This window comes from Acinetobacter entericus (assembly GCF_026168575.1).
GTDB classification, from domain to species: domain Bacteria; phylum Pseudomonadota; class Gammaproteobacteria; order Pseudomonadales; family Moraxellaceae; genus Acinetobacter; species Acinetobacter bouvetii.
In genome coordinates this window covers 175,325-189,988 of the sequence record NZ_JAPEQW010000003.1, presented here as the reverse complement: position 1 = coordinate 189,988, position 14,664 = coordinate 175,325, and the positions used below count along the sequence as shown (strand labels likewise).

General features: G+C 46.8%; 11 protein-coding genes. 10 read left to right on the top strand and 1 reads right to left on the bottom strand.

Going from position 1 to position 14,664, the window contains the following annotated elements:
* The first annotated feature begins 7 nt into the window (after positions 1-7).
* From ftsI to OKC24_RS03795, 5 genes are all read left to right on the top strand, one after another.
* Positions 8-1,837: a penicillin-binding protein PBP3 gene (gene ftsI / locus OKC24_RS03815; protein ID WP_130144008.1), complete on the top strand. Its 1,830-nt coding sequence runs from the start codon at positions 8-10 to the stop codon at positions 1,835-1,837.
* Between the two features lie 7 nt (positions 1,838-1,844).
* A complete protein-coding gene (locus tag OKC24_RS03810) occupies positions 1,845-3,341 on the top strand; it encodes a UDP-N-acetylmuramoyl-L-alanyl-D-glutamate--2,6-diaminopimelate ligase (protein ID WP_130144007.1) in 1,497 nt (498 codons plus the stop codon).
* 8 nt (positions 3,342-3,349) lie between these two features.
* Complete coding sequence (locus OKC24_RS03805; protein ID WP_131276145.1) at positions 3,350-4,759, top strand: UDP-N-acetylmuramoyl-tripeptide--D-alanyl-D-alanine ligase; 1,410 nt, start codon at positions 3,350-3,352, stop codon at positions 4,757-4,759.
* Positions 4,760-5,878: a phospho-N-acetylmuramoyl-pentapeptide-transferase gene (gene mraY, locus OKC24_RS03800; protein WP_131276144.1), complete on the top strand. Its 1,119-nt coding sequence runs from the start codon at positions 4,760-4,762 to the stop codon at positions 5,876-5,878.
* Between the two features lie 67 nt (positions 5,879-5,945).
* The gene (locus OKC24_RS03795) at positions 5,946-6,749 is read left to right on the top strand and encodes a putative RNA methyltransferase (RefSeq protein ID WP_131276143.1); all 804 of its coding nucleotides are present in this window, start codon (positions 5,946-5,948) and stop codon (positions 6,747-6,749) included.
* A 59-nt stretch (positions 6,750-6,808) separates the two neighbouring features.
* On the opposite strand, the gene ponA is transcribed toward OKC24_RS03795, so the two are convergent.
* Positions 6,809-9,346 carry a penicillin-binding protein PBP1a gene (gene ponA, locus OKC24_RS03790; RefSeq protein WP_265464817.1) on the bottom strand — a complete coding sequence of 846 codons (2,538 nt, stop codon included), beginning with the start codon at positions 9,344-9,346 and terminating at the stop codon, positions 6,809-6,811.
* A gap of 164 nt (positions 9,347-9,510) precedes the next feature.
* On the opposite strand from ponA, the gene OKC24_RS03785 reads away from it, so the two are divergent.
* From OKC24_RS03785 to OKC24_RS03765, 5 genes are all read left to right on the top strand, one after another.
* Positions 9,511-10,569 carry a pilus assembly protein PilM gene (locus OKC24_RS03785; RefSeq protein WP_130144002.1) on the top strand — a complete coding sequence of 353 codons (1,059 nt, stop codon included), beginning with the start codon at positions 9,511-9,513 and terminating at the stop codon, positions 10,567-10,569.
* Positions 10,569-11,228, top strand: coding sequence for a PilN domain-containing protein (locus OKC24_RS03780; protein WP_130144001.1), 660 nt, complete (start codon positions 10,569-10,571; stop codon positions 11,226-11,228). Before OKC24_RS03785 ends, OKC24_RS03780 begins: the two co-directional genes overlap by 1 nt.
* Positions 11,225-11,950, top strand: coding sequence for a type IV pilus inner membrane component PilO (locus OKC24_RS03775; RefSeq protein ID WP_130144000.1), 726 nt, complete (start codon positions 11,225-11,227; stop codon positions 11,948-11,950). Before OKC24_RS03780 ends, OKC24_RS03775 begins: the two co-directional genes overlap by 4 nt.
* Positions 11,950-12,477 carry a pilus assembly protein PilP gene (locus OKC24_RS03770; protein ID WP_130143999.1) on the top strand — a complete coding sequence of 176 codons (528 nt, stop codon included), beginning with the start codon at positions 11,950-11,952 and terminating at the stop codon, positions 12,475-12,477. Before OKC24_RS03775 ends, OKC24_RS03770 begins: the two co-directional genes overlap by 1 nt.
* A 61-nt stretch (positions 12,478-12,538) precedes the next feature.
* Positions 12,539-14,662 (top strand): type IV pilus secretin PilQ, encoded by a 2,124-nt coding sequence (locus OKC24_RS03765; RefSeq protein ID WP_416346062.1) that lies wholly within the window; start codon positions 12,539-12,541, stop codon positions 14,660-14,662.
* The last annotated feature ends 2 nt before the right edge of the window (positions 14,663-14,664 follow it).

Here is a 14,664-nt window from a genome sequence, read left to right as displayed (position 1 = left end):
CTGTACCATGGTGGATAAGAAAATTAAGCAAACTGTACGGAAAAAGCAGCAGTCTGTGACAGGCCGTAATGTCATTAGTGTTGAAATGTGGCGGTTTTACCTGATGTGGGGTGTGGTGCTGCTGTGCTTTATTGCCTTGGTTGGTCGCGCTTTTTATGTGCAGGTGATTAATAAAGACTTTTTGCAAAACAAAGCCAATGCCAATATTTTAAGAACTGAAAAAGTCAAAGCCATGCGCGGCGTGATTTATGACCGGCATGGTGTGCCTTTGGCCATCAGTACGCCGGTGATGAAAGTGGTTATGGATCCGCGTGATTATTTTGACAATAAAAAGCTGTATGAAGACACGATGGCGCAGCTGGAAAAAGAGCCGAATAACCGCAAATTGAAGCGCCAATTGCCGGATAAAAACCTGAATTTGGATGAGCTGGCGGATGCCGTGGGCATCGACCGCAAAGACCTGCGCAAAAAGCTCAATGAACGCCCGCGTTCGCGCTATTTGGTGTTGCAAAAAGAAATTCCGCCGCAGCAGGCCGAGCTGATTATGAAGCGGGATTTTCAGGGCGTGTATATGGAGAAAAACTATAAGCGCTATTATCCGCAGCCGCAGCCGAATTCGCAGATTATTGGCTTGACCAACAGTGAAGGCGCAGGGATTGAAGGTTTGGAAATGCAGCTGAATGGGCGTTTGGCAGGCATTGACGGCGAACAGCAGATTGTCCGCGATAAAAAAGGCAACCGTGTGAAAGACCCGGAAGTGGTGAAAGGGGTCGAGCCGGGGGAAAACATAACCCTCAGCATTGATTCACGCCTGCAGTATATTATGTACCGTGAATTAACTGCAGCCGGCGTGGCCAATAATGCCCGCTCAGCAACCGCGATTGCGGTCGATGTCAAAACCGGTGAAATTTTAGCGATGACCAGCTGGCCTTCTTACAACCCGAATGATAAAAGCAGTTTAGGCAACAAAGACGCCATGCGTAACCGCGGCGCAGTGGACTCTTTTGAGCCCGGATCAACCATGAAGCCGATAACGGTCTCTATGGCGCTGGAAAGCGGCAAATACATGCCGAATACCGTGGTGAATACTTCGCCAGGCTCGATGCGCGTAGGCAACCATACCATCCGCGACACCCATAACTATGGCGCCTTAACGCTGGGCGGCATTATTCAAAAATCATCTAACGTCGGTGTGGCAAAAATTGCGCTGTCATTGCCGTATTCGACTTTGCCGACCTTCTATCAGCGTTTGGGTTTCGGTCAGCGTTCCGCTGTTAAATTTCCTGGTGAAAGTGCGGGCTTGATTCTGCCGAAAAGCAAATGGAATGTCTCAGAAGTGGCGACCATGGCTTATGGCTATGGCTTGAATGCGACAGTACTGCAAATTGCGGATGCTTATGCCATGATTGCCAACAAAGGCGTTAAAATGCCGCTGAGCCTGTATAAGCTTGAAGATCAGCCTCAAGGTGAGCAGATGATTAGCCCTGTCATTGCAGACCAAGTGCTGATGATGATGGAATCCGCCACCATGCCGGGCGGTACGGCAACCCGCGCGAACGTGTCCGGTTACCGCGTTGCGGGTAAAACCGGAACAGCGCATAAATTGCGTCCAGACCGTAAAGGCTATTCGACTACAGAATACCGCGCTTTATTTGCAGGTGTTGCGCCTGTAAGCGATCCGCGCATTGCGATGGTGGTTGTGGTTGAAAACCCGAAAGGCAGCTATTTTGGCGGTACAGTTTCTGCACCTGTTTTTGCGCGGGTTATGCAGGAATCTTTACGCTTAATGAACGTGCCTTTAGATAAACCTTTAGATACTCCCCAATCCAGTAAATAGGTGATGAATGTCCATTACATTTCAAGATCTCTACACCGTCAATGAGCCCGCTGCATGGATGAAAGAATCCTTCAGCGGATTCAATCTGGATAGCCGGAACGTTACAGCAGGGCAAATTTTTATTGCCCTGACTTCATTTTCGCAGCCGGAAAAAACCGTGCAGTTTGCGCAGGCTGCTTTAGATCAAGGCGCGCTGGGTGTGATTTCGGAAACCGATTTAGGCTTGGAAAAAAGTTGCACTATTGCGCATGTGCGCCATTTGATGGGGCAATGGCAGAAACAGTATTTGCAGTCGGCAGAACCGTTACAGCCTGCGCGGATTATTGCCGTGACAGGCACCAACGGCAAAACCACGATTTCCCGCTTAATTGCGGAATTACTGATGCTGCAGGGGCAAAAATGCGCGGTGATGGGGACGACAGGCAACGGCATATTGCCAAACTTGGAAGCTTCATCGCATACCACATTAGATGCGCTGCAGATGCAGAATGCTTTACACCGCTATGCTCAGCAAGGTGCTGGATTTGCTTCTATTGAAGCCAGTTCGCATGGTTTGGAGCAAGGCCGCTTAAATGGCTGTGATATCGAAATTGCGGCGTACAGCAACTTAAGCCGTGATCATTTGGATTATCACAATACGCTGGAAGCATATGCAGAGGCGAAGTCCTGCTTATTTAAATTTGAATCGCTCAAAGCAGCGGTTATTAATATTGATGATGCGCATGCTGATGTCATGCTGCAGGCAGCTCAACATAATCCTGCACAGCCGAAAATTCTGACCTATTCGACTGCGCGGCCTGCAGATTACCGGGTTGAAGCTATTCAATACAGTCTGAATGGCGCTCAGTTTAAGCTGCTGACTGCACAGGGTGAGTTTGATGTTCACAGCCCGCTGCTGGGGCATTTTAATGTCGAAAATCTTGTGGCAAGCCTTATTGCTGCTGAACAGGCCGGTTATGCGCTGCAGGATTTAATTCAGTCTGCGCCGCAGCTGCAAGGCGCGCCGGGGCGCATGCAGGTGATCCGTGATGCAGAGCGCTTATTTATTGTGGACTATGCGCATACGCCGGATGCATTGATTCAAGTGCTGCAGACGCTAAAGCGCCATGTCACCAATGACTTGTGGGCTGTTTTCGGCTGCGGCGGCGACCGTGACCGCGGCAAGCGCCCTTTGATGACACAGGCGGCATTGGATCATGCCGATATTGCATTAATCACTTCAGATAACCCGCGTACCGAGAATCCTGAACAGATTTTTGCGGATATGAAAGCCGGCATTGATTTTGGACAGAAGCATGTGCATGAAATCCGTGACCGTCGTGAAGCCATTAAATTTGCCGTGGCCAATGCCAAAAATGGCGATATTGTGGTCATAGCAGGCAAAGGCCATGAAAATTATCAGGAAATTGATGGCGTCCGCCATTGGTTTGATGACGTGGTTGAGGTGCAATCTGCAATTGACTCACAGCATCACACCGCAGATTCAGCATATCCAGCGCAATAGGAAATAAGATGCATACCTCAACAACAAGTACCGTGCCTTTAGAGCCTTGGACAGCGGAGCAATTGGCAGAGGCCGCTCAAGGTCAATGGCATCAAGGCAGAGTGCCGCAAGGTGACATCAAGCGCATCCTCACAGACTCGCGCCATGCAGAACAGGGCGATGCTTTTTTGGCGCTGAAAGGCGAGCGTTTTGACGCGCATGATTTTATTGCGCAAGTGGCGGGCAATGGCTGCGCAGTGGCTATTGTCAGCCATCCTGTAGATGCTGAGATTTGCCAGCTGGTGGTTGAGGATACCCGTTTGGCTCTTGGCCGGCTGGGCGCTTATCGCCGCGCGCACAATCCGCAGCTGAAGGTGATTGCATTGACAGGCAGCAGCGGCAAGACCACCACGAAGGAAATGCTGGGCAGCATTTTGTCCCGCCTTGCGCCGACACTGATCACCCGCGGCAACCTGAACAATGATTTAGGCGTCCCGATGATGCTGCTGGAGCTGCGTCAAGAGCATCAGTATGCGGTGATGGAGCTGGGCGCCAGCCATCAGGGAGAGATTGATTATACCTCTAATCTGGTTCAGCCTCAGGCCGCAGGGATTATCAATATCGGCACAGCGCATATGGGTGAATTTGGCGGCCGGGACGGCATTTGCCGTGCCAAATCTGAAATTTACAGCCATATCGCCAAAATCGGCACATCGATTGTGCCGGCAGCGGATGATTTTAGCGATAAAATCCGCAGTGCTGTGCAGACTGACAATGTCATGAGTTTTGGCGCAGGCGGTGATGTCTTTGCCACAGAGATCGAGCTGTATCCTCAATCCTCGAGTTTTACTCTAAATACGCCTGTAGGCGTGCGCCATGTGGATTTGCCATTTGCTGGAGAGCATAATGTGCAAAATGCCTTGGCGGCTGCGGCTTTTGCCTTGTCTATCGGCATCGGTTTGGGTGATATTGCTGCCGGCCTGGAAAACGCCACAGGAGCGAAGGGCCGCCTGAATTTTATTCAGCATAAAAATCATTTGTTTATTGATGATACTTACAATGCCAATCCAACTTCTATGCGCGCCGCCGCGGAGGTTTTAGCGCAGCAGGATGGCATTAAAGTGATGGTGATGGGCGATATTGGCGAACTGGGGAGCAGCGCAGCACAGCAGCATTACATGCTGGGGCGTGACCTGGTCTCTGTCAAAGGTGTAAACTTTGTCATTGCTGTCGGTGAATTTTCGCCTGCGGTGCAGGAAGGCGCACGCAGCACCCAGTACGGTAAAAAATTGCAGGCGTTTTTAACGCAAGCGCAGGCGCTGCCTCTTTTATTAAGTCTTGTTGAAACACATCAGCCTCAGTCCATGAGTTTCCTGTTTAAAGGTTCCCGTTATACCCACATGGAAACATTGATGGCTGACTTGATGGAGAAACTCTAAATGTTGTTATGGTTATTTGAACATCTTGCGGGCTATCACAGCTCGTTTCAGGTTGTTCGTTATTTGACATTGCGTTCACTGCTGAGCGTGCTGACTGCGCTGACGATTGGCTTGGCCTTAGGCCCTGTCATGATCCGCAAGCTGCAGGCTTTGAAATACGGCCAAGCGGTAAGCTCATTTGCGCCTGAAAACCATGCAAAGAAAATGGGCACGCCAACAATGGGCGGCATACTGGTACTGCTCTCCATCGGCATTTCAACTTTGCTGTGGGCGGATTTATCCAATCCATATGTCTGGATTGTACTGGCTGTGATGGTGATCTTTGGTGCAGTCGGCTGGGCTGATGACTGGATTAAAGTCCGTTATAAAGATAATGCCGGCCTGCCGGCGAAGAAAAAGTTCTTTTGGACTTCTGTAGGCTCTTTAGGGGCGGGTATTGCGCTGTATGTGATTGCCATACATCAGGCGAATCCTGTGCATACGGCAGATATGCTGGATGTGCTGATTCCATTCTTTAAAGAAATCAGCATTCCGCTGTCTGCGATTCCACTGGGCATTGGCTTTATTCTTTTCACCTATTTAGTGATTAACGGCGCATCCAATGCAGTCAACCTGACCGACGGCTTAGATGGCCTGGCGATCATGCCGATAGTGCTGGTGGCTGCAGGCTTGGGCGTATTTGCTTATTTAGGCGGAGATGTGCGCTTTGCAAATTATCTGCATATTCCTTATGTGAAGTATGCCTCTGAATTAGTAGTGATCTGCGCCGCCATGATCGGCGCAGGCTTGGCCTTCCTTTGGTATAATGCGCATCCCGCTCAAGTCTTCATGGGTGACGTCGGCGCATTGTCTTTAGGCGCAATGCTGGGCACCATCGCAGTGATGGTGCGTCAGGAAATTGTATTCGCCATTATGGGTGGTGTATTTGTGGTCGAGGCAATTTCAGTCTTTCTGCAAATCGGCTCGCTGCGCATGCGCAACAAGCGGGTATTTTTGATGGCGCCGCTGCATCACCATTATGAGAAAAAAGGCTGGCGTGAAACCCAAGTCGTGATCCGTTTTTGGATTATTACAATTATGCTGGTAGTTTTGGGGCTAATGACTTTAAAATTGCGTTAAGCGAATTGAATCTGAAAAGCCGGCATTTGCCGGCTTTTTTTATGCCTGAATGGCTTTGGAGAAAATGATGAATCTGCTGATGTGTCCAGTTTGCCATAAGCAATTAAAGCTGACAGACAAGACATGGCGCTGTGACAACAATCACAGTTATGATGTGGCAAAGCAGGGCTATGTCAATTTACATGTGGTACAGCATAAGCACAGTAAAAATCCAGGAGATACGCCTGAATCTGTACAGGCGCGCCGTGCATTTTTAAGCGCAGGCCATTATGCGCCGCTGCAGCAGGCAGCCGTTGAAAAAATCAAGGCATTGCGCATTGAAAATTTATTGGATATCGGCTGCGGCGAAGGCTATTACACCAATGCGATGCACAGCGAAGTGATGCAGTGTGTAGGGGTGGATATTGCTAAAAATGCAGTACAGGCCGCCGCCAAATTGAATAAAAATATCACATGGGTGGTGGGGACGGGGGCAACGTTGCCGGTGCTGGAGCATTCTGTTGATGTGTGCACCAGTTTGTTCAGCCCGATTCCCAAAGATGAAATCTTGCGGGTGCTGAAGCCACAGGGCTATTTGATGGTGGTCACCCCTGGGCCGCAGCATTTGTATGCGCTGCGTGAGGCGCTGTTTGAAGAGGTGCAGGCGCATGATCCGCATAAATTTGCGCATCAGCTGGAAGATGCTTTTGAACTGGCGGAAGAGCTGATAATTGATGCCCCGATGGTCTTGCCGCAGCAGGATCTTAAAAATCTGATCGCCATGACGCCATATGCCTATAAGGCGAAGCCTGAGCGCAGAGTTGCTCTGGAAGCTCAAGCAGAAATTGAATTAACAGCACAGTTTCAAATATTTATTTTCCAGAAAAAGTAAGGCAGTTTTGAAATGCAAAAAGCCCTCATAAGAGGGCTTTTTGCATGGCGCAATGGTTTTTACTCAACCTGTTCGATGAGTTCTCCCAGTGCGTCTGAATGTGCTTTAGGCGCAGACGGAGCAGGGCGGTTTTGCATTGCAGGCGGTGCGTTATTATTCGGCACTAACATTTCTTCACCAGGCAAATCTGCAAAATCATTTTGTGATGGGCTGCTGGCGGCAGGTGCGGGCGCTGGGCGGTATATTGGCTGCGCTAATGGCGGTGCCGCGCGGTCACGCGCCTGATCAGCAGCAGGGTCATTGCTGGCTGCTTGATTGCGGTTGATTGGCGCTTTGGCATTTTTATCTAAGCGCACCCAAGACTCAGGTGTATCTTTTAATGCATTTGCCATAAAGTTTGTCCAAACAGGCAATGCGGCTACACCGCCATACTCACGGCGTCCAAGCGTGGCGGGCTGATCAAAGCCAACCCATGCAATCGCGACTAATTTGCTGTTAAAGCCCGCGAACCAGGCATCTTTAGCGTCATTGGTGGTTCCTGTTTTGCCGCCAATGTCATTCCTGCCAATTTTCAGCGCAGCACGTCCAGTACCGTGCTGAATAACATCCCGCAAGATGTTGGCCATATCAAAAGCTGAGCTGGATTTTAAAATCCGTGTCGCTTGGCGGTAATCTGCAGTATCAATTTCATTTTTAGGCTGGATTTGGGCAGCGCCAGTGACTTGGAAGGCTTCATCATCAGGTGTAACCGGTTCATTCGCATCCAGAGGCTGATCTTTTTCATTGATGCAGGGAATGCAGGCATACTCAGGGTTGGATTGGTAAATAACCTTGCCGTATGCATCTTCAATCCGGTCAATAAAATGCGGCTGAATGCGGTAACCGCCATTGGCGAAAGTCGCATAGCCTGTCGCCATCTGCACAGGCAAGACCTGCGGTGTGCCGAGGGCAATCGTGTAGTTGCGCGGAATTTGATTTTCCTGCAGGCCGAAATCCATAAATAACTGGCGCGTGCGTTCAATGCCCACCATTTGCAGCAGGCGTACAGATACGGTGTTGCGCGACAAGTACAGCGCGCGGCGCAAAGGAATCATGCCTAAATAGCGGCCATCCGAGTTTTTCGGCGTCCATTTGCCAATGGTGATTGGGCTGTCATTGACCATGCTGTAGGGCGTCATGCCGCGTTCTAAGGCCAAGGCATAGACGAAGGGTTTGATGGTTGAGCCGGGCTGGCGCCAGCCTTGTAATGCGCGGTTGAATTTAGACTGATAGAAATTGTAGCCGCCAGCAATAGCTTCAATTGCGCCATTATTGGGATTCAGCGCGATCAGCTGGCCTTGCGCTTTGGGAATCTGCACTAAGGACCAGGAGGTTTTGTCCTGATTGGGGCGCAAACGGATAATATCTTTCACTTTGACAATTTGCGAAGCATTGCTTGGCGCATTGCCTACACTGTTAGCATTGCGGTAGGGGCGCGCCCATGACATGCCTGACCACGGCACGGTTACCGTAGAGCCATCCTGCATTAAAGCGTCAAAAGTCGATGATCCGACTTTTATCACTTTTGCGGGAAAGGTGTCGGCATAAGCCATAAACTCCGACAGCGGTTTGTCATGCGCTTCCGCGCCGCGCCAGCCGTGACGGCGGTCATAATCTTCCAAACCGTTTTGCACTGCTTCTTCAGCATAGGCTTGGCGCTTGCTGTTGATAGTCGTATACACCTTATAGCCTGAATCAGTCGCCTGTTCACCCAGTGTCTGCACCAGTTCGGAACGGACCATTTCGCCGACATACGGGAAGCGGTTGCTGACGCCCCGTTCAGGCATATCCAGACTGATAGGTTCAGCAATCGCTTTTTGGTATTCGGGCTGATTGATATAGCCGAGCTGAAGCATGCGGCCTAAAATCCAGTTGCGGCGTTCAAGAGCGCGTTTGGGATTGGCGACAGGATTGTATTTTGACGGCGCTTTAGGCAGGCCGGAAATCATCGCCATCTGCGCGGTAGTGAGCTCGTCTAAATTTTTGTTGTAATAGATCTTAGCGGCAGCTGCAATGCCATAGGCATTTTTGCCTAAAAAGATTTTATTGACATACAGCGTTAAAATTTCTTCTTTGCTCAGGTTCTCTTCAATTTTCCGCGCTAAAAAAATTTCAGTCAGTTTGCGCTTTAGGGTGCGTTCAGGGCTTAAATAGTAGTTTTTGGCAACCTGCATGGTAATGGTGGACCCGCCCGTCTGTACATCAGAGCCAGTGACGCTTTCACTGACCGCGCGGCCAATGCCTTTAAAGCTGATGCCGCTGTGCTCAAAAAATGACGAATCTTCGGCTGCTAAAAAGGCATGGATAAAAGTGGGCGGAATTTGATTATATTCCACTGGCACGGACAGTTTGCCCCCATACTCGGCAATCAGCTCGTTATCTGCACTATACACTTGCAAAGGCTTTAGTAACGGCGCCTTTTTTAAGATAGACATTTCAGGTAAAGATGGGGCAATATAGAGATACATGCCATAGAAACCCATCGGAATTGAGACCAATACAATAATTAGGATCAAAAAAAATGGATGAACAAGGCCTGAACAAGATAGCTTTTTCATAACAAGTAAGTTTTAATAAGAGCTAATGGCAAACTAATTAGCGGTCAGTATATCCTTAAGCCGTGCAGATTGTTATATGAGATATTGTATCTGCATAAAATTATAGACCAAATCTAATTAGTGAGTTAATTTTTTGGGGATAAAAAAATAATAGGAATTATATTGTGCTCAGGTTATATCGTAAGCCAAATAAGGGGTTGATGGGAGTCGATATTAGTTCGACTTCTGTTAAGGTTTTGGAACTTTCTGTAAAAAGTGGACGGTATTGGGTAGAAAGCTATGCTTTGGTACCTTTGTCGGAAGGAAGCGTTGTTGAAAAAAACATCTTAAATCCAGAAGCTGTGGGCGATTCACTAGAGCGTGCGATTAATTTAGCCAATACTCAAACAGTGACTGCAGCCTTGGCCATACCGACTTCAATGGTGATTACAAAAATCATTGAGATGGATGCTGATATGACGAGTGATGAGCGTGAAGTTCAAATTCGTATGGATGCGGAGCAGTATATTCCTTTCCCTCTGGATGAAGCGAGCCTTGACTTTGAAGTTCTTCCAGACCGCTTATCCAACCCAAACCGTGTTAATGTTCTGCTGGTAGCCACTCGAATTGAAAATGTTGAAGCACGTTCTGAAGTGCTGGAGCTGGCAGGCTTGTCGCCTAAAATTGCTGATGTAGAAAGCTTTGCTTTGGAAAATGCATTCAAGGTATTTGCCGATACATTGCCAATGGGGGTGAAAACCGTCGGGATCTTGGATATTGGGCACAGCATGACGACTTTGTCTGTGATGCAGAATAATAAAGTCATTTATACCCGCGAACAGGTTTTTGGCGGCAAGCAGCTGACTCAAGAAATTCAAAACCGCTACGGTTTATCCTTTGAAGAAGCAGGGCGTGCAAAAAAGACCAGAGCATTGCCGGATGATTATGATATTGAAGTGCTGGAGCCATTTTTAGAAGCGGTTGTGCAGCAAGCGGCGCGTTCATTGCAGTTTTTCTTTTCATCTTCACAATTTAATGAAATTGACCATATTTTGCTGGCTGGCGGGAATGCCAATATTCCAGGATTAGCAAAATTGCTGCAGCAGAAGCTGGGTTACCGGGTCACGATTGCCAATCCATTTTTGCAAATGGGTTTTTCACCTCAAATTGATATTAAAAAAATTGAAAATGACGCTTCATCGCTCTTGGTGGCATGTGGTCTAGCATTGAGGAGTTTTGATTGATGGCGAAAATTAACCTGCTCCCTTGGCGCGATGCGCTCAGAGAGAAACGAAAAAAAGAATTTATTGCAATTTGCATTGGGGCGTTTTTTGTTGGGGTTTTAGGGGTTGGTTCAACTTGGCTGTATTTTGATAACCGATTGCAGGATCAGGAACAAGCGAATCAGCTTATTGTCAGCACCAATCAAAATTTGGATATTCAGCTGAAGTCGCTGGAAGGCTTGCAGGAACAGCGCAATGCGATTGTTGAGCGGATGAAGCTGATTCAAGGCTTGCAAGGCCAGCGGCCAATTGCTGTTCATTTGATTGATGAGTTGGTACGTGTTACGCCAAGCAATATGTATATTACAAAATTTAGTCGCTTAGGGGATAAATTCACATTGGAAGGCAAGGCGGAAAGTCCAAATACGGTTGCGGAACTGCTCCGTAATCTTGAGGCTTCCTCATGGTACCGCAATGCATTCATGAGTTCTTTCTTAGCAACAGAAGAGAAAAAAGATCAGGCGGCTAGCTCCATTGTGCCCCGTATCGAAGATAGCTATGGAACATTTACTGTAACTGCTGATTTGGATGCTATTGCACAGCCTGAATTGTCTGGAGCTGATTCTGCTGCTGCGGCACAATCAGGCACTGCAGCGTCTACACCGGAGGCTGTCAAATGAGCCGTGAAGAATTTGAAGAGTTAAGTCAAGAAGCCGTACTTGCGCCAAAGAAAAAACTGACTTTGGATAAATTTTTACAGCAATTCAATACACTGGATACCAACAATTATGGCAGCTGGCCATTATCAGTAAAAATTACCTGCTGGATTTTTATTATTGTGTTTGTACTGGCTGCAGGTTATTTTTTGGCGATTAAAGGCAAGATGGATGAAATCTCTAATGCGAATGCGCAAGAGCAAAACTTGCTGAATGAATTTAGGGAAAAGGACTCTAAACTCCGCAACTTGCAGCAGTATCAAATACAGCTGCAGGAGATGGAAGCACGCTTTAATCAGCAATTGGAGCAATTGCCAAAAGAAACTGAAATCCCCGGTTTGGTTGAGGATATTAACTTGACTGGTGTGAATTCTGGCTTGAAGTTTAAAAATATCCGTCTCGAGCCTGAAGTGAAGCAAGAGTTCTTTATTGAACAGCCGATCGCGATTGATGCGACGGGTGATTATCATTCATTTGGCGCATTTGTCAGTGGCATTGCGGGATTATCTCGGATTGTCACCTTGCATGATTTTGAGATAACGGCAACGGAAAATAAAGAACAAAGAACAGATATTCCTAAGGTTAATTACAGCTTAAAAGCGAAGACGTATCGCTATATCGGTAATAGTGATGAAGCAGGTGATGCTAAGGTAAATCAAGCGGCGCCAGAAGGAGGAACAAACTAATGAAAATTCAAAAAATTTCTATGTTTGTAATGCTGGGTGTCGTGCTCTCAGGTTGTGAGTCGCGTATAGATGTGGTTAATCAGGAGATGGCGAATATCCGCAATCAACAACCGATTCCAATCGAACCGGCACCTGATTTCGTGCCTGCTGAGAGCTTTAATTATGCAGCGCAGCAATTAAGAAGCCCTTTCATGCCTGGTTCATTGGCATCTGAATTGAAAATAATGGCAGGAAAGCGGGTTTATCCAAATTTAAACCGTCAATTGCAGCCGCTGGAAAGTTTCCCGATTGAAAATTTAAATTTGAAAGGAAGCTTGCGGAACCAATCAGGACAAATTATGGCATTAATTCAAACGCCTGATGGTCAAGTTGAACGTGTACAGGTGGGCAGCTATATGGGGCTTAATCATGGCCGTATTATAAAAATCACGCCAACTCAAATTGATGTAATGGAGATTATTCCAGATGGGCGAGAAGGTTATGTTGAACGTCCTAGAAGTCTTATATTAATTGGACCAGCACCTTAAGTTTAAAGGAATAAAAATGAAAAATAGTGTTAAAGATTTTATTTTTGGGGATGGCAATACAATGAATCAAGTGTTTCGTCAGTTTTCAATGGGTGCAGTTGCAATAGCGGTCATGCAGGCTGCCAGCGCTCAAGTCAGTATGACGAATATCGTGCCAATGCAGATTCCAGGTCAGGGCACTGAAATTCGTGTGATGTTTAATGGTTTGCCTCCACAGCCTCAGGCCTATCAGCTTGAACAGCCTTCACGTTTGATCTTGGATTTTGATAAAGCGGATCAAAAGCTAAAGCAGAATTCAATTCCGGTTGCAACCAGTGAAGCGGATTCGGTTGATATTAGTTCGGATGCGCAGCGTTCACGCTTAACGGTGAATTTGGCCAATGCCGGGGCTTTCACAACTCGAGTTGAAGGCAATACCTTTATCCTGAAAATCAATTCAGCAGCAGATGCCCAAATACAGCCGGCAATGAAGGAGCAAGCGCAGGGTATTTCTAATATTGGCTTTAATCGCGGAGCGAATGGCGAAGGCCAGATTGTCGTAGATTTGCTGGGTGGGAATACGCCAGTAGATGTACAGCAGCAAGGCAGTAAAATTGTTATTCGTACATTGGGTAATAAAGTGCCTGCGCATTTAACTCGCCGCTTGAATGTGAATGATTTTGCTACGCCTGTTTCGACTGTTGATGCGCATAATGATGGTGGAAATGGCATTATTACCATTCAATCATCAGGCAACTTTGAGTATATGGCATATCAAACTGACAATAAGCTGACGGTCAGTTTGAAACGCCCAGAGGAAAGGAATTCTTTGCGCCCTAAAGCAACGAATGCTTATACTGGTAAAAAGATTTCACTTGATTTTCAGGATATTGAAGTCCGCCGCGTATTGCAGCTTTTAGCTGACTTTACAGATATAAATATGGTGGCTGCGGATTCTGTGCAAGGGAATATAACATTGCGTTTAAAAGACGTTCCTTGGGATCAAGCTTTAGACATCGTATTAAAAACTAAAAATTTAGATAAGCGCCGCAATGGCAATGTGATTTGGATTGCTCCTGTATCAGAATTAATTAAATCTGAAGATGATGAAGCGAAAGCAATTGCGCAAAGTGTAAAGCTATCACCATTGCAGACTGAATATATTCAGTTGAGTTATGCAAAAGCTGTAGATATCGAGAAATTAATTACACAAGGTAAAAATTCAGGAAATACAAATAGTTCGAGCTCAGGGGCATCAAATCCTGATCCTTTAGGGGATAGCGTAGGCAGTTTATTAAGTCCGCGCGGAACTATTTCAGTAGATCCCCGCACTAATACAATCATTGTAAACGATACGGCTAGAAAAATTGATCAAATCCGTAAAATGATTGATCTGCTGGATGTTTCTGTTAAGCAAGTTATGGTTGAGGCTAGAATTGTCCGAGCATCAACTGAATTCAGTAAGCAAATGGGAGTGAAGTGGGGTATCCTTTCACAAGGTATAACCAATAATAATAATCTGTTGGTTGGCGGCAGTGATACAACGCTATGGGATTTACGCGATCCTGATGATGACGGCAAGTATACAATTCAACGGCCAGATAATTTAAATGTAGATCTAGGTGTAACAGCAACAGGAGCAAGCAAGATTGCATTTGGGCTAATTAGCTTATCTGATTTTATGCTGGATCTTGAGCTTTCTGCATTACAGGCAGACGGTTACGGAGAGGTAATTTCGACTCCGAAAGTTTTGACTGCTGACAAACAGCAAGCAAAAGTGGCATCTGGCACACAAATTCCGTATCAGTCGGCTGAAGGTGGCGGTCAAAATGCTGTGTCAAGAACAGAGTTTATTGATGCGGCTTTGAGTCTGGATGTGACACCAAGCATTACGCCGGAAGGCCGAGTTCAAATGAATCTGCAGATTAAAAATGATTCAATCGGCAGTGTGACTCCAACAGGACAGTACACTATTAATAAAAATGAAATTAATACTAATGTATTGGTGGATAATGGTGAAACTATTGTACTTGGGGGGATTTTTGAACAGCAGACAATTAATCAGCAAACAAAAGTTCCATTCTTAGGAGATCTTCCTTATCTAGGGCGCTTATTCCGTAAAGATGTGAAGACCGATAATAAGAGTGAGTTGCTAATTTTTGTAACACCTCGAATTGTTAATGACAGTGTTGTTAGAAATCATTAATA

Coding starts and splice junctions, on each gene's coding strand:
- ftsI (WP_130144008.1), top strand. CDS start 8: ATGGTGGATAAGAAAATTAAGCAAACTGTACGGAAAAAGCAGCAGTCT.
- OKC24_RS03810 (WP_130144007.1), top strand. CDS start 1,845: ATGTCCATTACATTTCAAGATCTCTACACCGTCAATGAGCCCGCTGCA.
- OKC24_RS03805 (WP_131276145.1), top strand. CDS start 3,350: ATGCATACCTCAACAACAAGTACCGTGCCTTTAGAGCCTTGGACAGCG.
- mraY (WP_131276144.1), top strand. CDS start 4,760: ATGTTGTTATGGTTATTTGAACATCTTGCGGGCTATCACAGCTCGTTT.
- OKC24_RS03795 (WP_131276143.1), top strand. CDS start 5,946: ATGAATCTGCTGATGTGTCCAGTTTGCCATAAGCAATTAAAGCTGACA.
- ponA (WP_265464817.1), bottom strand. CDS start 9,346: ATGAAAAAGCTATCTTGTTCAGGCCTTGTTCATCCATTTTTTTTGATC.
- OKC24_RS03780 (WP_130144001.1), top strand. CDS start 10,569: ATGGCGAAAATTAACCTGCTCCCTTGGCGCGATGCGCTCAGAGAGAAA.
- OKC24_RS03775 (WP_130144000.1), top strand. CDS start 11,225: ATGAGCCGTGAAGAATTTGAAGAGTTAAGTCAAGAAGCCGTACTTGCG.
- OKC24_RS03770 (WP_130143999.1), top strand. CDS start 11,950: ATGAAAATTCAAAAAATTTCTATGTTTGTAATGCTGGGTGTCGTGCTC.
- OKC24_RS03765 (WP_416346062.1), top strand. CDS start 12,539: ATGAATCAAGTGTTTCGTCAGTTTTCAATGGGTGCAGTTGCAATAGCG.